Annotated in this window: 26 protein-coding genes and 1 pseudogene; 12 read left to right on the top strand and 15 right to left on the bottom strand. The window is 67.8% G+C overall.

The window, feature by feature from the left end; all coding sequences use genetic code 11:
* Positions 1-60: 60 nt before the first annotated feature.
* The 5 genes from ACRAQ3_RS19915 to ACRAQ3_RS19895 all read right to left on the bottom strand — a co-directional run bounded on the left by ACRAQ3_RS19915 (position 61) and on the right by ACRAQ3_RS19895 (position 2,220).
* The gene (locus tag ACRAQ3_RS19915) at positions 61-453 is read right to left on the bottom strand and encodes a hypothetical protein (protein ID WP_432256993.1); all 393 of its coding nucleotides are present in this window, start codon (positions 451-453) and stop codon (positions 61-63) included.
* A gap of 168 nt (positions 454-621) precedes the next feature.
* A complete protein-coding gene (locus tag ACRAQ3_RS19910) occupies positions 622-1,011 on the bottom strand; it encodes a hypothetical protein (protein WP_432256992.1) in 390 nt (129 codons plus the stop codon).
* Positions 1,008-1,160, bottom strand: a complete 153-nt coding sequence (locus ACRAQ3_RS19905; RefSeq protein ID WP_432256991.1) for a hypothetical protein — start codon at positions 1,158-1,160, stop codon at positions 1,008-1,010. Before ACRAQ3_RS19905 ends, ACRAQ3_RS19910 begins: the two co-directional genes overlap by 4 nt.
* Before the next feature lie 56 nt (positions 1,161-1,216).
* The gene (locus tag ACRAQ3_RS19900; RefSeq protein WP_432256990.1) at positions 1,217-1,429 is read right to left on the bottom strand and encodes a hypothetical protein; all 213 of its coding nucleotides are present in this window, start codon (positions 1,427-1,429) and stop codon (positions 1,217-1,219) included.
* A gap of 368 nt (positions 1,430-1,797) precedes the next feature.
* A complete protein-coding gene (locus ACRAQ3_RS19895; protein ID WP_432256989.1) occupies positions 1,798-2,220 on the bottom strand; it encodes a hypothetical protein in 423 nt (140 codons plus the stop codon).
* Positions 2,221-2,443: 223 nt separating this feature from the next.
* Here ACRAQ3_RS19895 and ACRAQ3_RS19890 point away from each other — a divergent pair, with 223 nt between their 5' ends.
* The gene (locus ACRAQ3_RS19890) at positions 2,444-3,160 is read left to right on the top strand and encodes a Crp/Fnr family transcriptional regulator (RefSeq protein WP_432256988.1); all 717 of its coding nucleotides are present in this window, start codon (positions 2,444-2,446) and stop codon (positions 3,158-3,160) included.
* A gap of 297 nt (positions 3,161-3,457) precedes the next feature.
* On the opposite strand, the gene ACRAQ3_RS19885 is transcribed toward ACRAQ3_RS19890, so the two are convergent.
* Positions 3,458-4,108, bottom strand: coding sequence for a protein-L-isoaspartate(D-aspartate) O-methyltransferase (locus ACRAQ3_RS19885; RefSeq protein WP_432256987.1), 651 nt, complete (start codon positions 4,106-4,108; stop codon positions 3,458-3,460).
* A 112-nt stretch (positions 4,109-4,220) separates the two neighbouring features.
* Positions 4,221-4,433, bottom strand: a complete 213-nt coding sequence (locus tag ACRAQ3_RS19880) for a hypothetical protein (RefSeq protein ID WP_432256986.1) — start codon at positions 4,431-4,433, stop codon at positions 4,221-4,223.
* 394 nt (positions 4,434-4,827) lie between these two features.
* Here ACRAQ3_RS19880 and ACRAQ3_RS19875 point away from each other — a divergent pair, with 394 nt between their 5' ends.
* Positions 4,828-5,112 carry a hypothetical protein gene (locus ACRAQ3_RS19875; protein ID WP_269397636.1) on the top strand — a complete coding sequence of 95 codons (285 nt, stop codon included), beginning with the start codon at positions 4,828-4,830 and terminating at the stop codon, positions 5,110-5,112.
* A gap of 12 nt (positions 5,113-5,124) precedes the next feature.
* On the opposite strand, the gene ACRAQ3_RS19870 is transcribed toward ACRAQ3_RS19875, so the two are convergent.
* Together ACRAQ3_RS19870 and ACRAQ3_RS19865 are read right to left on the bottom strand one after the other, a co-directional pair.
* Positions 5,125-5,625 (bottom strand): hypothetical protein, encoded by a 501-nt coding sequence (locus ACRAQ3_RS19870; RefSeq protein ID WP_432256985.1) that lies wholly within the window; start codon positions 5,623-5,625, stop codon positions 5,125-5,127.
* A gap of 52 nt (positions 5,626-5,677) precedes the next feature.
* Positions 5,678-6,205: an autoinducer binding domain-containing protein gene (locus ACRAQ3_RS19865; RefSeq protein ID WP_432256984.1), complete on the bottom strand. Its 528-nt coding sequence runs from the start codon at positions 6,203-6,205 to the stop codon at positions 5,678-5,680.
* Positions 6,206-6,303: 98 nt separating this feature from the next.
* Here ACRAQ3_RS19865 and ACRAQ3_RS19860 point away from each other — a divergent pair, with 98 nt between their 5' ends.
* The 8 genes and pseudogenes from ACRAQ3_RS19860 to ACRAQ3_RS19825 all read left to right on the top strand — a co-directional run bounded on the left by ACRAQ3_RS19860 (position 6,304) and on the right by ACRAQ3_RS19825 (position 13,933).
* Positions 6,304-6,906 (top strand): LuxR C-terminal-related transcriptional regulator, encoded by a 603-nt coding sequence (locus ACRAQ3_RS19860; RefSeq protein WP_432256983.1) that lies wholly within the window; start codon positions 6,304-6,306, stop codon positions 6,904-6,906.
* 209 nt (positions 6,907-7,115) lie between these two features.
* Entirely contained in the window at positions 7,116-7,517 is a 402-nt protein-coding gene (locus tag ACRAQ3_RS19855) for an acyl-CoA thioesterase (protein ID WP_432256982.1), read from the top strand.
* Positions 7,518-7,565: 48 nt separating this feature from the next.
* On the top strand, positions 7,566-8,906 hold the full coding sequence (locus ACRAQ3_RS19850) for a mechanosensitive ion channel domain-containing protein (protein ID WP_432257089.1): 1,341 nt from the start codon (positions 7,566-7,568) through the stop codon (positions 8,904-8,906).
* A 260-nt stretch (positions 8,907-9,166) separates the two neighbouring features.
* A pseudogene (locus ACRAQ3_RS19845) lies at positions 9,167-9,787 on the top strand (GntR family transcriptional regulator); the annotation flags it as partial.
* A 102-nt stretch (positions 9,788-9,889) separates the two neighbouring features.
* On the top strand, positions 9,890-10,933 hold the full coding sequence (locus ACRAQ3_RS19840; protein WP_432257090.1) for an Ldh family oxidoreductase: 1,044 nt from the start codon (positions 9,890-9,892) through the stop codon (positions 10,931-10,933).
* 37 nt (positions 10,934-10,970) lie between these two features.
* The gene (locus ACRAQ3_RS19835) at positions 10,971-11,972 is read left to right on the top strand and encodes a sialic acid TRAP transporter substrate-binding protein SiaP (RefSeq protein ID WP_432257088.1); all 1,002 of its coding nucleotides are present in this window, start codon (positions 10,971-10,973) and stop codon (positions 11,970-11,972) included.
* A gap of 90 nt (positions 11,973-12,062) precedes the next feature.
* Positions 12,063-12,641 (top strand): TRAP transporter small permease, encoded by a 579-nt coding sequence (locus tag ACRAQ3_RS19830; protein ID WP_432257087.1) that lies wholly within the window; start codon positions 12,063-12,065, stop codon positions 12,639-12,641.
* Between the two features lie 11 nt (positions 12,642-12,652).
* Positions 12,653-13,933, top strand: a complete 1,281-nt coding sequence (locus ACRAQ3_RS19825; protein WP_432257086.1) for a TRAP transporter large permease — start codon at positions 12,653-12,655, stop codon at positions 13,931-13,933.
* 30 nt (positions 13,934-13,963) lie between these two features.
* Here the strand turns inward: ACRAQ3_RS19825 and ACRAQ3_RS19820 are convergent, their stop codons facing one another.
* Both ACRAQ3_RS19820 and ACRAQ3_RS19815 read right to left on the bottom strand, forming a co-directional pair.
* Positions 13,964-16,075: a S9 family peptidase gene (locus ACRAQ3_RS19820; protein ID WP_432257085.1), complete on the bottom strand. Its 2,112-nt coding sequence runs from the start codon at positions 16,073-16,075 to the stop codon at positions 13,964-13,966.
* Between the two features lie 343 nt (positions 16,076-16,418).
* Positions 16,419-17,315 (bottom strand): LysR family transcriptional regulator, encoded by an 897-nt coding sequence (locus tag ACRAQ3_RS19815; protein WP_432257084.1) that lies wholly within the window; start codon positions 17,313-17,315, stop codon positions 16,419-16,421.
* Between the two features lie 92 nt (positions 17,316-17,407).
* On the opposite strand from ACRAQ3_RS19815, the gene ACRAQ3_RS19810 reads away from it, so the two are divergent.
* Together ACRAQ3_RS19810 and ACRAQ3_RS19805 are read left to right on the top strand one after the other, a co-directional pair.
* Positions 17,408-18,268 (top strand): NAD-dependent epimerase/dehydratase family protein, encoded by an 861-nt coding sequence (locus tag ACRAQ3_RS19810; RefSeq protein WP_432257083.1) that lies wholly within the window; start codon positions 17,408-17,410, stop codon positions 18,266-18,268.
* 399 nt (positions 18,269-18,667) lie between these two features.
* A complete protein-coding gene (locus ACRAQ3_RS19805; protein WP_432257082.1) occupies positions 18,668-19,357 on the top strand; it encodes a GntR family transcriptional regulator in 690 nt (229 codons plus the stop codon).
* A gap of 48 nt (positions 19,358-19,405) precedes the next feature.
* Here the strand turns inward: ACRAQ3_RS19805 and hutU are convergent, their stop codons facing one another.
* The 4 genes from hutU to hutI are packed head-to-tail and all read right to left on the bottom strand — an operon-like array spanning position 19,406 to position 24,607.
* Positions 19,406-21,070: a urocanate hydratase gene (gene hutU / locus ACRAQ3_RS19800; protein ID WP_432257081.1), complete on the bottom strand. Its 1,665-nt coding sequence runs from the start codon at positions 21,068-21,070 to the stop codon at positions 19,406-19,408.
* Positions 21,070-21,867: an N-formylglutamate deformylase gene (hutG, locus tag ACRAQ3_RS19795; RefSeq protein ID WP_432257080.1), complete on the bottom strand. Its 798-nt coding sequence runs from the start codon at positions 21,865-21,867 to the stop codon at positions 21,070-21,072. Before hutG ends, hutU begins: the two co-directional genes overlap by 1 nt.
* Positions 21,864-23,402 (bottom strand): histidine ammonia-lyase, encoded by a 1,539-nt coding sequence (hutH, locus tag ACRAQ3_RS19790; protein WP_432257079.1) that lies wholly within the window; start codon positions 23,400-23,402, stop codon positions 21,864-21,866. The genes hutG and hutH overlap by 4 nt, the downstream gene beginning before the upstream one ends.
* Positions 23,399-24,607, bottom strand: a complete 1,209-nt coding sequence (gene hutI / locus ACRAQ3_RS19785) for an imidazolonepropionase (protein WP_432257078.1) — start codon at positions 24,605-24,607, stop codon at positions 23,399-23,401. Before hutI ends, hutH begins: the two co-directional genes overlap by 4 nt.
* Positions 24,608-24,683 lie beyond the last annotated feature (76 nt).

Raw genomic sequence — 24,683 nt, 5'->3', positions numbered from 1 at the left:
CCGAAGGACCGCTGACGAGGCTATGGGGGCTTCGCCGACCGCTTCGCTTCCGAAGCGGGGTCAGCCCGCCATGGGATAGCGGGTCGGCTCGGCCCCGCGCTTTCGTGCGGCGGCCTTGACTGCCTCGGGATCCTCGCGGAGCACGTCGCAGGGCGCGCGGTCCCCGAGCGCCGCGCAGGGCGCGTGCAGCCAAGCCAGCATTTCTTCGGCGTCGAGCGCCGGCCTGAGGGACAGGATGATATCGCGCATGGCGCTGATCGGCAGCCCGGCCTGGTCGAACTGCCAAGCCGGGTAGGCGGTCGCGCCATTGCGCGCGACACCGAGAATCCGCCACTCCCGTGCCCAGTTCTCGGCAACGGTCGCGCCGAGCGGCACCCAACGTCGCAAGGCCCCCGCGACGCCCGCGGCATCGAGCATCCGGCCTTCCACGGCGTGGCTCGCGTGCTTGATCATGCTCGTGTCCTCCCCTGTGAACAAAGAGAATAGACGTTGCCTGCCCTTGGGGAAATCGAGGGTGCGGATGCGGACGTTGGCGGTCGTTTCACTCGGCCCCCGGGGTGGTACGGCCCGTCTGCGTCGAAGACGTCGAGGCGCTACGGGCCGGGTGGTTCGTCGCGGAGATCAGGCGAAATCCTCCGCCCTCGCGTCGGTATCGGCCTCGTCGGAATGTCCGAGCCGCTTGGTGGCGCGCAGGCGCAGCTTCGCGGGCTGGCCGGGATGGGCCGGGTCCACCCAATCGGTGACCTCGAAGGCCGAGATCTCGCGGTATCCGAGCCGATCGACAGAGTGCAGACGGCAGCGTCGCGCCGCCGCCGCAAGCTCGCGCAGCAGGCCGTTGCGGCGGCCATGCGGCGCGCGGCTGAACAGCGTGAGCGTCCAGATCCCACCCTGCCTGTCGGTGACCGTGACGTGGTCGGCCTCCTGATTGGCACCGGACTCGAAGCGCCCGGTGACGGGAAGACGCGGAAACTCGCGCCCGAGCACCCTTGCCAGTCTGACTTCGGCCGTCATCGCAGGCCTCCTTTCTTTTCGGAACAATCGGCAAGCGACGCATAGGCCTGCAGCGCGTTGCGGGCAGATCTGCGTGCCAGAGAGGCCGTCGGCGCATCATGCGCGCGCAGCATGTCCTTCAGGGCATCCGCCATGAGGTCGAGCAGCATTTCCGTCCCGCCAGCAGAGGGGGCGCGCTGCAGAACCGTTGCGTCGTTGTTCACCGCTAGCTGACCTGCGACACGAAGCGCGGCCGGGCCGCCTGGCGTTCGGCCGCCTCGATGCGCCCGATCAACTGTCTGAGGATTCCGGCGGCTTCGCGGCAATGGCGCATGCGGGCATCGGTATTGTCATGCTGGGCTTCCAAAAGAATTGCCAAGGATTCGAAGCGAAGCCGTTCTTGCTTGCTCACGGAATTGCTTCCGAGTTCGCGTCTCATCAATCATTCCCTCCCAAGAAAGATTGGCTTTTGGAAAGGTCGAACGGCGCTCGCGCCCGAACGGCCCCTCCAACATGAGACCAGTTACGCGACGTCGCCACAATAGCCGGTTCAATCCCGTACGAAGGTATAGGCCAAATACCGCCATCGCGCGCGAACCCGTTCTCGGAATTGGGTTTTCAGGGGCGACGAATTTACGGAAGCCCACCCCGAAAGGCAGGTTTCGCATATATGTTTGTCATGAAAATTATATTGTGGATATGTGGTTTACCCAGAGAATGGATGCCTTGTCCTATAAGTATTTTGCATTCAAATGCATTGGAGCAGGGGGTCTGCGCTCAAGGGAATCGCTTCTCCAAGGTCTTCCTTCAAGCGAACCGTTTCGAACGATTCGGAACGTCACATATCCTTCGCACTTCGAGTGGGCGCATGAAAAACGAATGCGTTTCGGCGATGGCAGGCAACGAAAACCGTGCTTCTGAATCGGGTGCGACCTGCCATTTGAAATAATTCAGCGCTCCAAGGAAAAGCTCAGCTCGAACACGAGGCCGTCTCGCGAGAAGCCCGCTGCCATCTTTCCATGCAGTTGGGTCCTCGACCTGCGCCGCGACCAGATCGAGGCCATAGCCATCGACCGCCCCGTCGGGCGCGCCGGTGCCGCCGATCTCGTGCCAGCCTAGCGTCACGCGGTCGCCCGCCCGGTCCCAGGTCAGGGAAATCCGGCCCTCCTCGGTGGTGAGCGCACCGTGCCGCGCGACATTGCTCGCAAGCTCGCCCTGGGTCACGCCCACGGCAACCTTTATAATTCATTGGAACAGTGTGACTGTGGCCTTTCCTCCCCGAGGATTACAGAGTGGCACCGTTGGTCCGAGAGGACAATTTGGTACGCTTTCGTCGGCCTTGGCTTGGGAAGCCGGGACGCAACTGATATGGTGCGGCCATCGATCGCCAGCGCAGATGGGCATGGTCGTCGGGAGATTGGGTACCCTCTCGCCCAACATGCGAGGAGGTTGCATGACAGTCATATCCACCGAGTCGAACATGTTGCTCAGGGGCATGCCTGCCGGAACCATGTCCGGGCTGCGCAGATCACTCAGCTTTGTCGATCTGCCAGCGCGCACGCAGATCGAGCGGTACGACAGACCGCTGGAATACGCCTATTTCCTCACGAGCGGCATCGCCTCGATCGTCTCGAGCGAGAACGGGGGCCTCACCATCGAGGCGGCATTGGTGGGGCGCGAAGGCATGACCGGCTTGCCACTCGTGCTGAGCGACGACCGAAGCACCAGCGACGTGATAATGCAGGTGGCGGGGACGGGCTGGCGCGCCGACGCCGACACCGTTCGGCGTCTCATGGAAGACGGGGCCTGCCGGGATCGACTACTGCGCTACGTCAACACGGTCATAGCCCAGATACAGGGTACCGCGCTGGCCTATGGGCGGGGCAAGCTGGAGACCCGGCTCGCCCGATGGCTCCTGATGTGCCACGACCGGGTGGTGGGGGACGAGCTCGAACTCACGCATGATTTCATGGCGCTGATGCTGGGGGTGCGACGCGCCGGCGTCACCGTGGCGTTGCACGAACTCGAAGGCCGCGCGCTGATCCGCTCGACCCGGGGACGGGTGTTGATCCGCGACCGCGAGGGGCTTCTGGACGTGACCAACGGGTTCTATGGCGGTCCCGAAGCGCATCACCGCCGCTTGCTGGGACAAGGCTCGACCGTGATGTGAACCCCCGGCGCCTCGCGCGCCGAAGGGGTCAGGTTTCCGCCTCGGCGGCGGCGGGTTGATCGATCTCATCGGGCGATGTGACTGGCATGCGCTCCGCGATCCGGAACAACGCCTCGCATTCGGGACCCGGCCGTGTCCGCTTATGGTAGCTTGGTTTTGGGGGATAGATCCCACTGATGCGACCCCTTGGCGGCGGCGAGAGATCGATGGACCGCCAACATGTCGCGGAAGTCGTACGCGTATCGCCGTAGCCCCGCCGCGCCGAGAAGATGTGCAACGCCGTTCGGGCGTCATGCCCTACGAGGGCCAGCCTTCCGCCCCGAGCAATGGCACGAAGCGCACCCCGCCCAGATCCTCAATGTGAGGGTCGCCGGAGCCGGGCGGGTCGGGCGCCGTCAGCCGCAACAGGCGTTGAGCCTCGGCGCTGCCCACCGGCATCACCAGCCGCCCGCCGGGGGCCAGCTGGCGACGCAGCGGTTCGGGCAGACGTGGCCCGGCGGCCGAGACGATGATCGCGTCGAATGGGGCGGATTGCGGCGCGCCGGCGCTGCCATCGCCGCACAGCAGTTCCAGCTCGTAGCCGAGATCCTCAAGCCGCAGGCGCGCCGCCTCCGCCAGCGCGGGGTCGCGCTCGATCGCCAGCACATGCGCACCCATTTGCGCCATCACCGCAGCGGCATAGCCCGATCCGGCCCCGATCTCGAGCACCCGGCTGCCCGGCCCGATCCGGGCGGCCTCGATCATCCGGGCCACGATCCAAGGTTGGGAGATGGTCTGGCCCCGGCCGATCGGCAGCGGTCCGTCGGCATAGGCGAGGCCGTGATGCGCGGGCGGCACGAAGGCCTCTCGCGGGACCGCGCCCATCGCGCGCAGCACCCCTTCATCGGCGATGCCGCGTCCCGCGAGCTGACGGGCGACCATGTCCTGCCGGGCTTCCTGCATCGACATCGTGCCCTCCCTTGCTCGGTCGGTCGGGGGCGCGTCCCGGCGGCTCGTCGGGGCGCTGACGTTATGCTCTTCGGGCCACTATGCGATGGCCCTCGGACTCCATATGCCGTCCTCAGCGCGGCTTCGTCGTGCCGAGGGGTGCGGTGTCGCCCTCGGGTTCCGGCGGACGACGGCGTTCGGCATCCGTCAGGCCGGTGCCGGGGTCGTCCATGATCGAATTTGGAACATGCCCGGGAGGCGTGCGCCGCCCGGGATACTCGTAGCCGTCATCGAGATCCTTTTTGCGCGCCGGGTCGCTGTGCCCGCGCTCATCCTTGCCAGTCATCATCCGTCCTCCTGCGGCTTTGCCTTCAAAACCCTGACGGAGTTGACGCAGTTCCCCGCGCCACGTGGCGTTCCCCTCGTTATGTGGGCGGGCATCCTGCCGTGACACCGACGGATCAGCCCGCCCTCCGGGTGAAACGTGGTGACGGGCGATCGGAATGGCCACCGACGCCACGCGGAGCCGGCGCTCGGTTCCTGTCCGGCCACCGCCTCGGGCTGCTGACCGGCCATGCAATGCGGCGCACTCCCACCTTGGCAAGGCGGATGCGCAGGGCCCTTCCCGTCAGCGGATAAAGACAGCGACACAGCCCACGGGCGTTTGTCCGGCCCCCGGTTACATCGCGAGGCGAATTGCGCTAGGCGTCGGGCATCGGAAACAGCAAGCGACTGACTTCATGACCCATTCGATCGAGATCGTCCCCCTCCACTGCACCGAAACCGGGCTTCGTCTCCGGACCAAGTTCAGGGCTGCCACCGAATACGACGTCGTGGCCCGGCGGGTTTCGAAAGGCAGGAAGGAGTTCTTGTGGCGCAAGCCGGCGGACACGATCGAGAAGGCGCAGCAGATCGCGGACGAGGCCCGCGCCGAGTTCGGCGGTGACGCGCGGATCATCGGCGACATGCCGGGTCTGCTCGCGGCGGCGCTGCCGACTTCGAAGGGGCGCAGCGCCGCGATCTGAACGCGGGTCCGGCTACTGCGCGACGCAGTCAGCCCGCCATTCGCCGGCCTCGGGGCACCTGTTCTGGCCGGCGGCCAGCTTTGCCTCGAAGAGCGGCGTGAAATCGAGGCCTAGGGCCGTCTCGGGACGGCAGGCGAGCCGGGCGATTTCGCGACCGGCTTCGTGGATCGCGATCCCGGCCTCCACCACATGGGTCTCGCTCAGCCGGTCGATGCCGTAGGAGATCTCGTACGCCGTCTCGCCATTGGTGAACCGCAGTGCCTCGTGCAGCCAGCGGCCGATGCCGTTCCACGGCTGTAGGTCGACATCCTCGACCCGCCGCGCGAGGATCATCTCCGCCGCGCCGTCCATCGGCCCGAACCGGTAGAGCGCGACGCCGTCCTGCAGGCAGATATCGACCTGCTTGGCGCTCCCTTCGATACGGCAATGGAACAGCGGCTCACCGGCGCCGAAGCAACCGGCCTGAGCGGCGGCGGGAAGTCCCGCCAAGAGAACCGCCACTGCAAGCTTCATCCCCAGCCTATCCCGTCATGCGATTATCGGCCCTGCCGCCGTCGCGACGACGCTACCCGGTCCGTTCGGTCATGACGACCGCCATGTCGCGGATCCGGGCGCTGGCCTCGGTGCCAAGCGTCATGCGCTTGTCGGTGACGTCGTGCAGGGTCTGGATCAGCTCTCCGACCTCCTCGATCTCGGCGGCCATGAAATCACGATCGCTGCGCGCGAGACCGCCGAAGCTGATGTCGTCGCCCTCGTGGATCGAGCGGGTGTGGCCGTGGACGATGCCGTATTCGCGGGCGCGGGCCAGAACCCCGGCGCCATCCTGCTCCTCGAGTTCCGCCCACCGCTTCGCGCCATGATGATGCATCGCCCAGCGAACCGTGGGATCGCGCATCAACAGCCCGTCCCGCGCATAGAGGTCGAGCCATTCGGCCGGGTAGCTCTCGAACATGTAGGCCGGCGTCATGTAGCGGATATGCAGACCGATCGCGAACCCCGCCGGCGCGATCTCGATCAGGCGACCCAACGTCGCAATCACGACCGTGCCGGGATCATCTACTGTCCCACGGGGATCATGGGCGGAATTGAACATGGCTTTTCAGGCTCCGAGCAGTTTTTTGGTTGATCCGCCAGTCAACCTTGTCCAGTTAGGCGGTTCCGGGGCGGCAATCAGTCGATGAGGCCCAAGAGATGACAGAGCATTTGTCCTACGAGGTCGCACAGCGTTTGGGGCCGTCCGGGTTCTACCTCGGGCTGCGGATCCGCTTTGCCTTTCCCGCCCGAGAGGCCATCCACCTGCCACGCTCCTGGGTCGAACTCTACTCCCGCGAGAAGTTCTTCTTCGCGGACCCCTCCCTGAAGTGGTCTTATGAACACACAGGCGCGATCCGCCTGCAGGAGCTGAGCGAGGACGACCCGTTGCGGATCATCCCGCAGGCGCGGGAGCAGGGGCTGCGCCACGGCGCCGTCGCCTCCTACAACGAGGATGGCGGGCTGCGCAGCTACGGGCTGTTCTACCGCGATGACCGTGAATACGACGATGCCGAGCTCGCGCTTCTTGCGGATTACGTCATGGAGCTGCACCGAAAGCTGGCGCCACCGCAGACGCTGACGCGGGCCGAACTCGACGTGCTCCGGCGGATCAAGGATGGCGGCAAGCTCAAGCAGATCGCCTCTGAGTTCGGCGTGTCGGAAGGCGCGATCAAGCAGCGGCTGAAGAATGCCCGCCTCAAGCTCAATGCGAGCAACGGCACGCAGGCGGCCTCGCTCGCCGCCACCTTCGGCCTGATCTGAGGGCCGTTGGCACCGGGCGAGGCGGTGACCCGATGATCCCCGAAGCTCGCCTTGCTCGATAAAGCGGCTCGATCGCAAGCAGGCGGCCGTGTCGTGCAGCCACGGTGACACGGAGCCGTCCCCATGCGCCTTCGCGATTGAACCCCGCCGCGTCGGCTGCTTCTGTGAACCGGGTCAGCACGGGCCGATAGCGACGAAGGGGCGGAATGATGGGCGATGATCGGGGCAGGGCGGCTAAGCAGCCCGAGGGCGATCTGGTGATCCGCACCATCGCGATGCCGGCCGACACCAACCCGGCAGGCGACATCTTCGGCGGCTGGCTGATGGCGCAGATGGACCTCGCGGCGGGCAACCTCGCAGCCGCGCGGTCGCGCGGGCGCAACGCCACCGTTGCGGTGGACGGCATGCAGTTCCTGCGCCCGGTCAAGGTCGGTGACGAGGTCACGCTCTATGCGCGACTGCAATCCGCGGGCCGGACCTCGATGAAGATCCGGGTCGAGGCCTGGGCCCGCAACCGTTTCGAGACCGAAAGCTTCCCGGTCACCGAGGCGCTGTTCGTCTTCGTCGCGCTCGACGAGGACGGCCAACCGCGCGCGCTTCCCGACCTTTAGCCTCACCGCGCGCTGGAGCGGCGCCCGTCGCGCCCTAGCTGTGCCACCATGCTTCGCTGGCCAAACCTCTTTGCCATCCTGCTCGTCGCCTGCCTGCCCGCGGGCGGCGTCGCGCATGCGCAGGAGGAGGCGCCCGAGGCCCCGGCCGCTCCGATCGCGGTCGCGGAGGTGCGCCCTGATGAGGAGATCGCCGCGCGGTTGGGCGCCATACTCGCGGCGCTTGGCCATGGCGACATCGCGGTCGGGGTCGAAGCGGGGGTCGTGACGCTGTCGGGCGAGGTCGCCGAGGAGGCCGAGATCGCCGAACTCACCGCGATCGGCGAACGGGTCGAGGGCGTGGTGGCGGTCCGAAGCGCGATCGCCGCGACGCAGGAGATCGCCGAACAGCTGAACCCGGCGCTCGACCGCTTCACGACGCGGCTGCGGCAGGCGGCGGGGCGGCTGCCGCTCCTGCTCGTGGCGCTGGCCATCTTCGCGCTGATCCTGGGCCTCGGCCTTCTGGTCGCGAGGGCCCGGTTCTGGGACAGGCTGGCGCCGAACGCCTTCATCGCCGGGCTCTACCGGCAGGGGGTGCGGGTCGCGATCGGCATCGCCGGGCTCGTCGTGGCGCTCGACGTGGCCGGGGCGGCGGCGCTTCTGGGCACCATCCTCGGCGCGGCGGGGCTGGTCGGCCTCGCGCTCGGCTTCGCGGTGCGCGACACGGTCGAGAACTTCGTGGCCTCGATCATGCTCAGCCTGCGCCAGCCGTTCCAGCCCAACGATCTCGTCGAGATCGAGGGCGACACCGGCCGCGTCATCCGCCTGACATCGCGGGCGACGATCCTGCTGTCGCTCGACGGCAACCACATCCGCATCCCCAACGCGGTGGTCTTCAAGAGCCGCATCGTCAACTTCACCCGCAATGCCGAGCGCCGCTTCAGCTTCGACATTGGCATCGACCCCGATGCCGATCTGGAGGCGACGCGGCTTCTGGCGCAGGACACGCTGGCGGGCCTGCCCTTCGTGCTGGCCGAGCCCGCGCCGCTGGTGTGGATCGAGGACGTGACCGAGGCGGGGGCGATCCTTCGCTCCAGCGCCTGGATCGATCAGGCCGCCACGGGCTTTGCCACCGCGCGCGGCGACGCGATCCGTCTGGTCAAGGGCGCGATCGAGGCGGCGGGGGTCGCGATCCCCGATACGACCTATCGCATCCGGCTCGAAGGCGCTTCGATGCCCGTCGCCGGGGCCGAGCGCGGGGAGGGGCCCCGGTCCGCGCCGACGCGACCCGCGCGCCCTGTCCCGGGCCCGGCCGCGTTCCACCAGTCCGAGGAAAAGGCGCTGATCCCGCTGGTCCAGGCCGAACGCGAGGAGACGGACGACCTGCTGCACAAGGACGCGCCGAGGGAGTGACGGCTCCGGTGACAGGGCGGCGCGAACCGATGGCCGTATCCTCGACGTGGTGGACTTGCGGGGCACCGCCTCGCCGTCCATGCGCATGCGCGGCTTCGGATCAGGCATGACATGCAGTCCGGCCCGCCCATGATCCCGACCCGCCGATCCACATCGCCGTTCGCAACGACATCTGCCCGGCTCGCACCCGAGTACGCCCGATCTGCAATCTTGCGCTGTACGATATATCGTATACCGTTTTGAGTCGGGGAGAGCGCTGAATGTCGGAGAGCATTGCGGCGACTGCGCGGCTGGACCGCCAGAAACTGTCGGAGCAGGCGCGCGAGGCGATCCGCGACCGGATCGTGCAGGGCGCGTTTCCGCTGGGCCGCAAGCTGCCCGAAGCTGAGCTGGTCGAGCTGCTGAGCATGAGCAAGAGTCCGATCCGCGAGGCGCTGCTGCAGCTCGAGCGCGAGGGGCTGATCGAGATGGCGGCGGGCCGAAGCGCTCGGGTCTTCTCGATGGGCGCGGCCGAGATCGCGGAGCTGGGCGAGCTCCGGCAGATGCTGGAGTTGCAGGCGATGCGGATGGCGCTCGAACGCAATCCCGGCCCGCTTCGGGCGGCGCTCGAGGGTATCGCTGCGCGGATGGAGGAGGCGCTGTCGCGCGGTGATACCGGGGCCTACAAGCTGCTCGACCACGACTTCCACGACGCGATCTTCGACAATTGCGGCAACAGCTTCGTGCGCGACAACTTCCGGCGGCTGTCGTTCCGGGTGCAGGCGCTGCGCAACCGCCTGTCGCTCGACGACGCGCTGAACCGGAAATCCCTCGGCGAGCATATCGCCATCGCCGAGGCCGTCGCGGCCGGGCGCGGCGAAGCGGCGGTCGCGCTCCTGTCCACGCATATCGGCGACACGATCGAGGCCTATCTCGCCCGGCTCGCGGCGGAGGCGGAGCCGGCGTCGGAGGCGCTGACCCCGGTCCGGGTCGCGCTGGAGGAGATGGAGCGTTTCTCGCGCGCGGCGCTGGCGGCGGTGGGGGCCGATGATCCGACGATCGAGGCGGTGACGAAGGCGCTGCTGCATGCCTCGGCCCTCGGGGTGGACACGCATGGGTTCCGGCTTTTGCCGCATTACCTGCAAGGGCTTTCCGAAGGGCGGCTGAACCGGACGCCGAAGCTCGAGATCGTGCAGGAGACCGGCGGCGCTTGCGTTCTCGAGGCCGATGACGCGCATGGCGCGCGGGCCGGTTACGCGGCGGTGGCGCGGGCGCTGGAACTGGCGCGGAAGCATGGTCTCGCGGCGGTGGCGATCCGCGGCTCGTCGCATTTCGGAGCCGCCGGGGCCTATGCGCTGGAGATCGCGCGCCATGGCATGATGGGCCTCGCTTTCTGCAATTCCGACAGTTTCGTGCGGTTGCATGGCGGCGCGGTGCGGTTCCACGGCACCAACCCCATCGCCGCCGCCGCGCCGGCCGGAGAGGGGGAGCCGTGGCTGCTCGACATGGCGACGAGCGCCATTCCCTTCAACCGCGTGCAGCTCAACCGCAGCCTCGGCGCGGCGCTGCCCGAGGACGTGGCCTCGGACGCGCGGGGCGTCAACGTCACCGATCCGGCGATCGTCGAGATGCTGGCCCCGCTGGGCGGCGCGCTTTTCGGCTACAAGGGAGCGGGCCTCGCGGGGCTGGCCGAGATCTTCTCGACCGCCTTTTCCGACGCGCCGCTGAGCTTCGAGCTGCCGCCGATGATCAGCGACGACATGGCGACACCGCGCAGGCTCGGCGCCTTCGTCATGGCGCTGGACCCCGAGGCCTTCGGCGGTCGCGCCGTCTTCGAGGCCGTCATTCGCCGCTACCTCGCCGCCATCGCCGCGTCGCCGGCCGCACCGGGCGAAACCGTCTTGGCGCCGGGCGCGCGCGAATGGGCCGAGGCCGAGCGGCGGCGCGCGCAGGGGATGAAGCTCGACCGCGGCTCGGTCGAGGCGCTGGCGCGCTTTGCCGAAACACATGGGATCGAGCCGCTCCGCTACCGTTCGGGAGGGCGGTGACGGGATCACGTCAGACATCAACCAGGGAGGAAGACCGATGACACCGAAGCTGACCCAGACCGTCGCGCTGGCCACCACGGCGGTGGCCGCGCTCACCGCCGCCGGGCCGGTCGCGGCGCAGGACGCCGAACGCATGTTGAAATGGGCCCATGTCTACGAGGTAAGTGAGGCCTACCACACCTGTGCCGTCGCGGCGCATGACGAGCTGGTCGCCTCGACCGACGGCCGTTACGGCATCGAGGTCTTCCCGGCCTCGTCGCTCGGCAAGGAGGTCGATATCAACGAAGGCCTCAGCCTCGGCACCGTCGACATCATCTATACCGGCCAGCTCTTTGCCGGCCGCGCCTATGGCCCGGTCGCCATCGGCGGCGCGCCCTACATGTTCCGCGACTACGCGCATTGGGACGCCTTCCGCAATTCCGACCTGTTCGAGGAGCTGAGCCAGGGCTACGCCGACGCGACCGGCAACCAGATCGAGGCGCTGACCTATTACGGCAACCGCCACGTGACCTCGAACAAGCCGATCACCACGCCCGAGGACATGGACGGGCTGAAGATCCGCGTGCCGAACGCGCCTCTTTACATGATGTTCCCCGAGGCCGTCGGCGCCAACCCGACGCCGATCGCCTTCGCCGAGGTGTATCTGGCGCTTCAACAGGGGACCGTCGACGCGCAGGAGAACCCGCTGCCGACGATCCAGGCCAAGAAGTTCTACGAGGTGCAGTCGGACATCAACCTGACCGGCCACATCACCGACGCGCTGCTGACCATCGTCGGCGGCCCGGCCTGGAGCAGCATGGACGAGGCCGACCAGCAGGCGCTCTCGGCGGCCATCGACAACGCCGCCGCCTGCGCCACCGAGGCGATCCGCGACCAGGAGGCCGAGCTGGTCGAATGGTTCAAGGAGCAGGGCGTCAACGTCAACGAGGTCGACCGGGAGCCGTTCATCGAGGCGGTGAAGGCCATGCATATGGGCGATATGGCCAGCTGGGATCAGGAGACCTACGACCGGCTCCAGGCCATCGGCCAGGAGTCCTGACCCGCGCGCGCGTGTCCCCGCGTCGCATACCGTGACCAACCGGCCCCCGGGAGTGGGGCCGGTCCACATGCCCCATAGGGACGAGTGACCATGAAATCAGGACCCCGGACTTCCCAAGCGCCGCAGGAGACGACGCCGGCGCTGCATCTCGAGGAGGAGGAGATCGACCTGTCGGACCTGCGATGGGACGATGCGCTGGTCATGGTGATCTTCTGGGTGCTCGCCTTCGTGGTGTTTCTCCAGTTCTTCACCCGCTACGTGCTCAACGACTCGCTCGGCTGGACCGAGGAGATCGCGCGGTTCCTGCTGATCGCGGTCACCTTCACAGGCTCGGTCATGGCGGTGCGCAAGAATGCCCATATCGCGGTCGAGTTCCTGTATCGCTGGGTGCCGCGGCCGCTGCGCCGGGTCGCGCAGACGCTGATCGACCTCGTCTCGATCGCCTTCTACTCCGGGCTTGCCTACCTGTCGGGCCAGCTCGCGGGCCGGACCCGGCAGATGATGGTCTCGATCGACGTGCCGAAATCCCTGGTCTACTGGTTCGTCGCCGCCTGTTTCGCCGCGATGGCCGCCTATGCCATCCGCAACGCCTGGCTGCACCTGCGCAGCGGCACCAGCAAACTCATCGACCCCGAGCAGCACGCGGACTCCGTGCGCGCGATGGACTAGGAGCGCCCGCCGTGGAAATCGCCTTTCTTTTCATCATCCTGTTCTCGCTGCTGCTCTTCGGGGTGCCCGTGGCCATCGCTCTCGCCGGGTCCTCGGCGGTGTTCATCCTGGCCAACGGGATGCCGCCGCCGATGGTGGTGGCGCATCGGATGATCAACGGCGTCGACAGCTTCCCGCTGCTCGCGGTGCCGTTCTTCATCCTCGCGGGCAACCTGATGAACACCGCCGGGATCACGGAGCGCATCTTCAACTTCGCCCTGGCGCTGGTGGGCTGGATGCGCGGCGGGCTGGGCCATGTGAATGTCGGCGCCTCGGTGATCTTCGCGGGGATGTCGGGCGCGGCGGTGGCCGATGCGGGCGGTCTCGGCGCGATCGAGATCAAGGCGATGCGCGACGCCAAATACGATGCCGGCTTCGCCGTGGGGGTGACGGCCGCCTCATCGACCATCGGTCCGATCATCCCGCCATCGCTGCCGATGGTGATCTACGGCGTGGTCGCCGGCACCTCGATCGGCCAGCTTTTCGCCGCGGGCTTCGTGCCCGGCATCGTGATGGCGGTGTCGCTGATGCTGATGGTCGCCTTCTTCGCGCGGCGCCGGGGCTTTCCGCGCGACCAGCCGTTCGAGATGTCGCTGCTGGTCAGCTCGTTCGGGCGCGCCTTCCTGTCGCTGCTGACCCCGGTGATCATCGTCGGCGGCATCCTGTCGGGGGCCTTCACCCCGACCGAAGCCGCCGTCGCCGCCTGCGCCTGGGCGATGTTCCTCGGGCTCGTGATCTACCGCACGCTCACCCTGCGGCGGTTCCTGCGGGTGACCTTCGACACGATCGAGACCACGGCGGTGGTGCTGTTCGTGGTCGCCGCGGCGGCGATCTTCGCCTGGATCCTGACCTCGAACCGGGTGCCCGAGGCGGTGGCGGGCATGCTGCTTTCAGCCTCGGACCGGCCCTGGGCCATCCTGCTGCTGATCAACCTGATCCTGCTGATCGTCGGCTGCTTCATGGAGACCGTCGCGGCGATCACGATCCTCGTGCCGGTGCTGCTGCCGGTGGCGATGGAGCTCGGCATCGACCCGGTGCATTTCGGCGTCATCATGGTGCTGAACCTGATGCTGGGCCTGCTCACCCCGCCGGTCGGCATGGTGCTCTACGTGCTCGCGCGCGTGGCCAGGATCCCGTTCGAGCGCTGCGTCGTCTCCACCGCGCCGTTCCTGATCCCGCTGGTGCTGGTGCTGGTGCTGATCACCTTCGTGCCGGCGGTCACCATGTGGCTGCCGACGCTGATCTATCGCTAGGGCCGGTCGGGTGCGGGGCGCCGGGGCGCGCTAGCTCCGCGCCCCGTCCTCCGTCCCGGTGACCTTGATCGCGAAGGCATAGGAGCGCGCCGCATCCTCGAGCGCGGCAAAGCGTCCCGATTTGCCGAAATGGCCCGAGCTCATGTTGGTCCGCAGCATCAGGATGTTGTCGTCGGTCTTGGTGGCGCGCAGCCGCGCGACCCATTTGGCCGGCTCCCAATAGGTGACGCGCGGATCCGAGACGCCGGCGGTCACGAGCATCGGCGGGTAGTCCTGCGCGGTGACGTTGTCGTAGGGCGAATAGCCCCGGATGTCGTCGAATGCCTCGCGGCTCTCGATCGGGTTGCCCCATTGCGACCACTCTCCCGGCGTCAGCGGCAGCGTGTCGTCAAGGATCGTCGCGAGCACGTCGACGAAGGGCACGTCGGCGATGGCCCCGGCCCAGAGATCGGGACGCATGTTCAGAACCGCGCCCACCAGCAGCCCCCCGGCGGAGCCGCCCTGGATGACGATCCGGCGGCGGGCGGCATAGCGGCCATCGACCAGTGCCTCGGCCACGGCGATGAAGTCGTGGAACGTGTTGGGCTTGCCACCGAATTTCGCCGCCTCGTACCAGTTGCGCCCCAGCTCCTCGCCGCCGCGCACATGGGCGATGGCATGGACGAAGCCGCGATCCACCAGGCTCAGCCGGTTGGCGGAGAAGGCGGCGGGCATGCTCGCGCCGTAGGAGCCATAGCCATAGAGCAGGCAGGGCGCCGTGCCATCCAGCGGCGTGTCCTTGTGGTGCAGGATCGTCACCGGTACCTGCGCGCCATCATGCGAGGTGGCCGTCATCCGGATCGTCACGTAGTTCGCGGGGTCGTGGCCCGAGGGGATCTCGGTGGTCTTGCGCAGCACCCGCTCGCCGCTCGACAGGTCGTAGTCGAAGACCTGCGGGGGCGTGGTGGGGGAGGAATAGGTGAAGCGGAAGCTGTCGGTGTCGTATTCCGGGCTGGGATCGCTTCCCAGCGAATAGGCCTGTTCCTCGAACGCGATGGGCCGCGCCTCCGAGATCGGCCGCCCCTGCGCGACATAGCAGATGCGGGGCAGGGCGTTGCGCCGTTCCATCCAGATCGTCCAGCCCCGATAGGCGGCGAGGCTCACGATCATCCGGCCGGGCTCGTGCGGGATCAGGTCGACCCAGTTGGCGCGGGAGGGGGCCGAGACCGGCGCGCGTACCACCTTGAAGTCGAAGGCCTCGTCGGCATTGGTCAGGATCAGGAAGCTGTCGCCCTGCTGCTCGACCTCGTATTCGAGACCCCGGGTCCGGGGCTCGATCACCCGCGGCGCGGCCTGCGGATCGCCGGTGGGGATCACGTGGATCTCGTTCTCGTCGTTCATGCCGGTGGACAGCGCGACGAACTCTCCCGACCGCAGCCGGTGGACGGCGACGCCGTAGCGGGTGTCCGCCTCGGTGAAGACCAGGACATCCTCGGCCGGATCGCTGCCGAGCACGTGGCGGAACACCTTGTTCGGGTGATGCCGCGCATCGACGCGCACGTAGAACAGCGTCCGCGCATCGGCCCATGCGAGCGACGCGACATCCTCGATGTGATAGTCGAGATCGGTGCCGGCATCGATGTCGCGGAACGACAGGCGGTAGAACTCGGAGCCGTTGACGTCGGCGGTCCAGGCCAGGACCTTGTGGTCGGGCGAGACCTGCCTGCGACCCAGTTGGAAATACGCCTGCGCCGCGGCCTCGGCATTCACGTCCAGCACGACCCGTTCCGCGCCGCCGTCGCGCGGCGTGCGGGTGAAGAGCGGATACTCCGCCCCTTCCACGAAACGCATCGCGTAGGCGAAGGGGCCGTGATCGCGCGGAACGCTGCTGTCATCCTCCTTGATGCGGCCGCGCATCTCCTCGACAAGCCGTGCCTGCAGATCGACCGTGTCGGCCATCGCCGCCTCGTAATAGGCATTCTCGGCCTCCAGGTAGCCGGCGATGTCGGCGGGCAGCTTCTGCGGCTCCCGCATGGCCTCCTGCCAGTTCGACGCGCGCAACCAGGCATAGTCGTCATGCAGATCGACACCGTGGACATGGGCGATGGAGGGGCGGCGTTCCGCGACGGGCGCGCCGGGCAAGGCTTTGAACGAACGGGGCATATCGGTCCTTTGGATCCTTCGAGCGCAATGTGGAGACGCAGCCCCGGGATGACAATGACCCGCGAGAGCCGTAGCCGATCGCCGGCCACGCCCGGCATGCGCCCATGGGGGCCTCAAGGCGCAGGGTAAGGCATCGGTGGGCTTGGAAGGATGCGGCTCGTCGCCCCCTTGTCCGGCGCCTGACAGCCGAACGCCTGTGCTTGGCAAAACTTCCCCGTTTCGGCTTAAGGCCAAGCCCTATCGCGCGGACAACCCCGCCCCGCCCCGCTCGGAACGTACCGGAACCCGGCGGGTCCGGCGGCCCTGCACAAACCCATGAACCTGCGGTGCCCCGCTATCCGGCTCAAGCGACGAGCGGGGCGAGCCCCTTGGCCAGCATGTCCCAGACACGGCGGATGCGCGGGGTGCGCCGCATCGTCTCATGCGCGGTGAGCCAGACCGGGAGGCTCGGCAGTTCGAGGCCGACACGGATTTCCTCCACGCCGGGGCAGGCGCGGCCGACGCTGGCCTGCGCAAAGCCGAGACCGCAGCCCGCGCGCACCAGCTCCCAATAGACCGCGTGATCGTCGCAGCGCGTGGCGAACCATTCGCGCGAGAGCGCGAAGCCAGCGGCGCGGAAGCCGTCGAGGATGGCCGGGTTCGCATCGTAGCCGACGAAGTCATGCTCCAGCAGCTCGTCCTGCCGCACGGGACGGCCGCTCCGGTCGAGATAGCCGGTGGCGCCGAACAGGCCCAGCTCGATATCGCCCAGATGGGTTGTCACGAGGTCGAGCTGCCGCGGGCGATACATCCTCACCGCGATATCGGCCTCGCGGAACAGCAGGTTGCTGCTGCTGTCGGAGGGCACGAGCTCGATCTGGATCGCAGGTTCGTCCGCTCGGATCCGGGCGAGGATCGGCGGCAGGTGATGCAGCGCCATGGCGACGCTCGCGGCGATCCGCACCGTGCCTTCGAGCCGCGCCTCGCGACCGGCGGCGGCAAGCGCGATGCTGTTCGCGAAGGCGCGCATGGCGCGGGCCGGTTCGACCAGCGCCGCGCCCGTCTCGGTCAGATCGAGGCCCTTGGGGCGGCGATGGAAAAGCTCCGCGCCGAGCTGCGCCTCCATCGCCTTCACCTGTCGCCCGAGCGTGGGCTGCGAGGTGCTCAAGGCCCGCGCGGCGGCGGAGAGCGAACCGGTCTCGGCCACAGCGAGAAAGGCCCGGATCAGCGACCAGTCGAGATTGGCGAATGATGTATCCATTCATTGATGAATACGCATCATGCCAGATCTGGCAATTCCTATTCAATGCCGAGCCGCACATCCTCTCTACCGGACCCTGAATGGAGAGAGCCATGCCCACCGTCCTGATCCTCGGCGCCAATGGCAAGATCGGTGCCCATTCCGCTAATGCCTTTACCAGCGCCGGCTGGACCGTGCGCCGCTACGCCCGGGGCACCGACATGACCAAGGCCGCCGCGGGTTGCGACGTCATCGTCAACGGGCTGAACCCGCCCGCCTATCACGACTGGGATCGGATCATTCCGGCGATCACCGCGCGGGTCATCGACGCGGCGCGGGCTTCCGGTGCGACCGTCATCCTTCCCGGCAACGTCTATAATTTCGGCGATCGAGGCGGCATGTGGTCCGAGGCGACACCGCACCGCCCGGTCGCGCGCAAGGGCCGGATCCGGGTGGAGATGGAGCGGGCCTATCGCGCCTCGGGCGTGCGGACCGTGGTGCTGCGCGCCGGAAACTTCATCGATCCCGACCATGACAGCGACGTGATGGGCGCCGTCTTCCTGCGCGCCATCCGCAAGGGCCGGATCACGCTGCCGGGTGGTGCCGACGTGTTGCAGGCCTATGCCTATGTTCCGGACTGGGCGCGGGCGGCGGTGATGCTGGCCGAGCGCCGTGACACTCTCGAACGCTTCGAGGACGTGCCTTTCCCGGGCCATGCCTTCACTGCGCTTGAACTGAAGGCGGAGCTGGAGCGGGCGACCGGCCGCGCGCTGCGCTTCGCCCGCTTTCCCTGGTGGGCGATGACCCTCCTGTCGCCGGTCTGGGAACTAGCGCGCGAGCTGCGCGAGATGCGCTATCTGTGGAACACGCCGCATAGCCTTTCCCCCGAAAAGCTCGCGCAGCTGCTACCCGAGTTCCGCCCGACCGAATTGCGACAGGTCGTTCTGGCACGGATTGGGCCCCAGACCCATTGAAATCCAGCGTGTCGCATGGTGGGTCATAAAGTATCGTGTCGACCGTGGACTGCCGATCGGCTCCGTGTCCCGGGGCCAGCATGACCACGCCATCCCGGATTGTCTGGCAAGGCAACGGAGCGGTTCGTCGGGGTCGGAGCCCTCTCTTTGGACAACTGCGGTCAGGGTTGACGGATCGGCACGGGTCTTTGCGGCGACGTCTCCCGACACTTTTGAGGGAAAATGCGCGGGGATACCCCATGCCAATGCAGACCGGACGATCTTTGGGCGACCCCGCGAGTCGATACTATTGTCTGTTCTTATTATATTATGTATGCTCTTTTCAGAGGCGGACCGGCGATAACCAAGCTGGGCCGGTCCGTTGCCCGGATCCGCCGAGGTGGGAATAGAGGCGGATCGATGAGCGTGACCTTCAAGGACGTCAAGGCCGACCTGCTCGACCAGATCGCGCGCGGGGTGATGCGGCCGGGCAGCCTCCTGCCGAACGAGATCGACCTCGCCGAGAGCTATGGCTGCGCGCGGGCCACGGTGAACAGGGCGATGCGGGAGCTGGCCGAAGAGGGCATCGTCGAGCGCAAGCGCAAGGCCGGCACAAGGGTGCGGATGACGCCGATCCGGCAGGCCCGCTTCTCGATCCCCATCGTGCGGGAGGAGATTGCGGCCCAGGGGGCGGAGTATCGCTATGCGTTGGTGGATCGGAAGATGCAGGAGGTGCCGGACTGGCTGCGGGGCCGGCTGGAGCTGACCGCCGGTCAGCAGGTGCTGCATCTGGTGTGCATGCATTACGCGGGCGGCATGCCCTACCAGCACGAGGATCGCTGGATCAATCCAGAGGTCGTCCCGAGCGTGACGGAGGCGGATTTCTCGACCACCGGCCCGAACGAGTGGCTGGTGGCCGAGCTTCCGTTCTCGAACGCCGAGATCGCCTTTTCGGCCGTCGAGGCGGACCGCGATCTCGCCGATCATCTCGGGTGTTCGACCGGCGACGCGCTGTTTCGCGCCGAGCGCACCACCTGGCTTCAAGGAAAGGCCATCACGCTGGTGCGGCTGACCTATCGGCGCGGTCACAGGATGACCACGCAGTACTAGGGCGCGAAGCCCGCCCCGACGGAGGCGGGCGCGGGTTTCGGCGGGCGGTCAGAGTATGCCGGGCAGGTTCAGCCCGTGCTCGCGCGCGCATGTTCTGGCGATGTCGTAACCCGCATCGGCGTGGCGCATCACGCCGCTGGCCGGGTCGTTCCACAGCACGTTGGCGATCCGGCGATCGGCATCCTCGGTGCCGTCGCAGCAGATCACCATGCCGGAGTGCTGGCTGAACCCCATGCCGACCCCGCCGCCGTGATGCAGCGACACCCAGGTCGCGCCCGAGGCGGTGTTCAGCAGCGCGTTCAGGAGCGGCCAGTCCGACACCGCGTCCGAGCCGTCCTTCATCGCCTCGGTCTCGCGGTTCGGCGAGGCGACCGAGCCGCTGTCGAGGTGATCGCGGCCGATCACCACCGGCGCCTTCAACTCGCCATTGCGGACCATCTCGTTGAAGGCCAGCCCCAGCTTGTGGCGCACGCCCAGTCCCACCCAGCAAATCCGCGCGGGCAGGCCCTGGAAGCTGATCCGCGCGCGCGCCATGTCGAGCCAGTTGTGCAGATGCGGATCGTCCACCAGCTCCTTGACCTTGGCGTCGGTCCTGTAGATGTCCTCCGGGTCGCCCGACAGCGCGCACCAGCGGAACGGGCCGATGCCCTTGCAAAAAAGCGGGCGAATATAGGCGGGCACGAAGCCGGGAAAGGCGAAGGCGTTCTCCAGACCCTCTTCCAGCGCCACCTGGCGGATGTTGTTGCCGTAGTCGAGCGTCGGCACGCCGGCGTTCCAGAAATCGACCATCGCCGCGACCTGCACCTTCATCGAGGCACGCGCGGCCTTCTCCACCGCCTTGGGATCACTTTCCTGCCTGTCGCGCCATTCCGCCACGCTCCAGCCCTGCGGCAGGTAGCCATGGATCGGATCATGGGCCGAGGTCTGGTCGGTGACGATATCCGGGCGCACGCCGCGCTTCACCAGTTCGGGGAACACGTCCGCCGCGTTGCCGATCAGCGCAACGGATTTCGCCTCGCCGGCATTTGTCCAGCGCTCGATCATCCGCAGCGCCTCATCCAGCGAATGGGTGATCTCGTCGACATAGCGCGTGCGCTTGCGGAATTCGGCGCGGGTCTCGTCGCATTCCACCGCGAGGCAGCAGGCGCCCGCCATGACGGCGGCCAGGGGCTGCGCGCCGCCCATGCCGCCCAGTCCCCCGGTCAGGATCCAGCGCCCCGCAAGCTTGCCGTCGTAGTGCTGACGCCCGGCCTCCACGAAGGTCTCGTAGGTGCCCTGCACGATGCCCTGACTGCCGATGTAGATCCAGGACCCGGCGGTCATCTGGCCGTACATGGCCAAGCCCTTCCTGTCCAACTCGTTGAAATGGTCCCAATTCGCCCAATGCGGCACGAGGTTGGAGTTGGCGATCAGCACCCGCGGCGCGTCCTTGTGGGTGCGGAACATGCCCACCGGCTTGCCCGACTGCACCAGCAGGGTCTGGTCGTCCTCCAGTTCCTTCAGGCTGGCGACGATGATGTCGAAATCCTTCCAGGTGCGCGCCGCGCGCCCGATGCCACCATAGACCACCAGCTCGTGCGGGTTCTCGGCCACATCCGGGTGCAGGTTGTTCATCAGCATCCGCATCGGCGCCTCGGTCAGCCAGCTTTTGGCGGTGATCTCGGAGCCGATCGGGGGATAGATGTCACGCATATTGTGGCGAGGATCGGTCATCATTTGCCTCCAAGGGACGGGGCCAGGTCGGCCAGAGATTCGAGAATGCGAGCGAGAAGCTCGCGCAGACCGTCGGCCTTTTCGACGTCGAGGACCCAGGGCGGCGCCTCCTCGGTCAGGTAGGTCGATTGCGCCAGCTCCATCTGGATCGCGTGCAGGCCATTGGCCGGGCGACCGTAATGGCGGGTGGTCCAGCCGCCCTTGAAGCGACCGTTGACGGTCGTGGTGTGACCCTTCGACCGCTCGCAGATCTCGCGCGTCGCGGCCTCGATGGCGGGCGCGCAGGTCGCCCCCATGTTGGTGCCGATGTTGAAATCCGGCAGCGTGCCGTCGAAGAGAAACGGGATATGGCTGCGGATCGAGTGGCAGTCGTAGAGGATCGCCACACCATGGCGTTGGCGGACCCGCTCCAGCTCTGCCTCGAGCGCGGCGTGATAGGGCGCATGATAGGCGACGCGGCGCGCCTCGATCTCCTTGGCGTCGGGCGCGTCGTCCCAGATCGGCGCGCCGTCGAAATCGGTCAGCGGAACCAGCCCGGTGGTGTTCCGCCCCGGATAGAGGCTCTGGCCCGACGGGTCGCGGTTGGCATCGATCACGTAGCGGTGGAAGGTGGCGCGCACGGTCGTCGCGCCGGGCAGCAGGCCATCATAGAGCCTGTGGATGTGCCAGTCGGTGTCGCCGAGCCCACGCCCGCGCGCGTTCAGCCGGGCGCGGACATTCTCGGGCAGCCATGTGCCGGTATGCGGCAGGCCCAGCACCACCGGGCCGTCGCCGCGGCTGACCTCGACCGGGGTCATGCGCCCAACTCCGGCATCGGCGAGCCAGCCGCCTCGACGACATCCGCGCCGCGCACCAGCGCGGCGGCCGCTTCGAGGTCGGGGGCCATGTAGCGGTCTTCGGTCAGGGGCGGGACATGCATACGCAGGCGGTTCAGCACCGCTTGCAGCGGCGCGCTGGTGGAAAGCGGCGCGCGGAACTCGATGCCCTGCGCGGCGCACAGCAATTCCACGCCAAGGATCCGCTCGAGGTTCGCCACCATCCGGCCCAGCCGCACCGCACCATGCGCGGCCATGCTGACGTGGTCCTCCTGGTTGGCCGAGGTCGGCGTCGAGTCGGTCACGCAAGGATTGGCAAGGTGCTTGTTCTCGCTCATCAGCGCCGCTGTCGTCACTTCGGCGATCATCAGCCCCGAGTTCAGGCCCGGCGCGGGGGTCAGGAAGGGTGGCAGGTCGAAGCTCAGCGTCGGATCGACGATCAGCGCGATGCGGCGCTGCGCGATGGCTCCGATCTCGGCCACGGCGAGCGCGATCATGTCGGCGGCGAAGCCCACCGGCTCGGCGTGGAAATTGCCGCCCGAGACGATCAGCCCCGCCTCGGTCAGCACCAGCGGGTTGTCGGTCGCGGCGTTGGCCTCGATCTCCAGCGTGCGGCCGGCCATGCGCAGCATGTCCATCGCCGCGCCGGTCACCTGCGGCTGGCAACGGATGCAATAGGGGTCCTGCACCCGGCTGTCGCCCTCGCGGTGGCTTTCTCGAATCTCCGATCCGTCGAGCAGGGCGCGCATGACCGAGGCGGCCTCGATCTGCCCGGCATGGCCGCGCAGGGCATGGATTTCAGGCTGCAGGGGTGCGGTGGAGCCCATGATCGCATCGGTCGACATGGCCGAGGTGACCAGCGCCGCCTGCATCGCCCGCCAGGCGTCGAACAGCCCCGCCAGCGCGAAGGCGGTGGAGAACTGCGTGCCGTTGATCAGCGCCAGCCCCTCCTTGGCGCCAAACTCCACCGGCGTGAGCCCGGCGCGCCTCAGCGCCTCGGCGCCGGGCAGGGTTTCGCCCTCGAAGACAGCTTCGGCATGGCCCATCATCACCGCCGCCATATGGGCCAGCGGCGCCAGATCGCCCGAGGCCCCGACCGAGCCCTGCACCGGGATCACCGGCGTCACGCCGCGCGCCAGCATCTCCTCGATCAGGGTGATCAGCTCCATCCGCACGCCGGAGGCGCCGCGCCCGAGGCTGAGCAGCTTCAAGGCCATCATCAGCCGGGTCTGCGCGCGCGGGATCGGATCGCCCACGCCGCAGCAATGCGACAGGATCAGGTTGCGCTGCAGGGTCGCCGTGTCCTCGGCCGCGATCTTGACCGATGCGAGCTTGCCGAAGCCGGTGTTCACGCCATAGACCGCCGCTTCGCCATTGGCGGCGGCGGCGATCCGGGCGGCGGCCCCCTCGATGGCTCCATGGCAGGCGGGATCGAGGCGCAGGGCGGCTTCGCCGCGATACAGGCGGGCGAGATCGGCCAGCGTCACCGCGCCGGGGGTGAGCGTCAGACTGGTCATTGAACGGCTCCGAAAATGCGGGAATGCAGCGGGTTGAACCCGATGCGATAGGATAGCTCGGCGGGCGCCTCGACATCCCAGACCGCCAGTTCGGCGCGCTGGCCGGGGGCGATGGTCCCGACATCGTCCAGCCCGAGGGCGCGGGCGGCGTTCACGGTGGCGCCGCGCAGCGCCTCTTCCGGTGTCAGGCGGAACAGGGTGCAGCCCATGTTCATCGCCAGCAGCAGCGAGGTCAGCGGCGACGAGCCCGGATTGGCATCTGTTGCGATCGCGATGGGCACGCCGTGATCGCGCAGCATTCGCACCGGCGGCTCTTGCGTCTCTCGCAGCGTGTAGAAGGCGCCGGGCAACAGGACCGCGACCGTACCGGCCCCGGCCATCGCCCTCACGCCGGCCTCGTCGAGATATTCGACGTGATCGGCCGAAAGCGCGCCGTAACCCGCCGCCAGCGCCGCGCCGCCGAGATTCGACAGCTGTTCGGCGTGGAGCTTCACGGGCAGGCCGAGCGCCCGCGCCACGTCGAAGACCCGCGCGATCTGGGCGGGGGAAAAGGCGATGCCCTCGCAAAAACCGTCTACCGCGTCCGCGAGCCCCTCCGCATGGGCGGCCCGAAGCGCCGGGATGCAGACCTCGTCGATATAGGCGTCGGCCCGGTCCCGGTATTCGACCGGCACCGCATGGGCGCCAAGGAAGCTGGTCTTCACCCGCACCGGTCGGTTCTTCTCGACCGCCCGCGCCACCCGCAGCATGCGAAGCTCGGTTTCAAGGTCGAGCCCGTAGCCCGACTTGATCTCCAGCGTGGTGACGCCTTCGGCGATCAGCGCGTCGGCGCGACGCAGGGCGCCGGCCAGCAGCACCTCCTGCGTCGCCTCTCGCGTCGCGGTGACGGTCGAGACGATGCCGCCGCCCGCGCGCGCCACCTCCTCGTAGCTGGCCCCGTTCAGCCGCATCTCGAATTCGGCGGCGCGGTCGCCGCCATGCACCAGATGCGTGTGGCAGTCGATCAGCCCCGGCGTCACCAGCCGCCCCCCCAGATCGACCCGCTCGGCCCCGGCGAAATCGGACGGCAGGTCGGCGCGCGCGCCGATCCAGCGGATATGCCCCCCCTCGATGGCGATGGCCCCATCCGAAACCAGCCCATAGGGCGCGTCCCCGATCAGGGTGGCGGCGGTCAGGTTGGTCAGCAGCCGGGGCGCATCGGGCATCGGACATGTCTCCAGATTCTGCTTTCCTCTTATCGGCGGCCCGCCTATATGTCTATACATAACCGCCTTAATATCG

Source organism: Limimaricola sp. AA108-03 (assembly GCF_050847355.1).
Classification (GTDB): domain Bacteria; phylum Pseudomonadota; class Alphaproteobacteria; order Rhodobacterales; family Rhodobacteraceae; genus Limimaricola.
The sequence above is the reverse complement of the archived record's forward strand: the minus strand, read 5'-3'. Positions and strand labels throughout refer to the sequence as shown.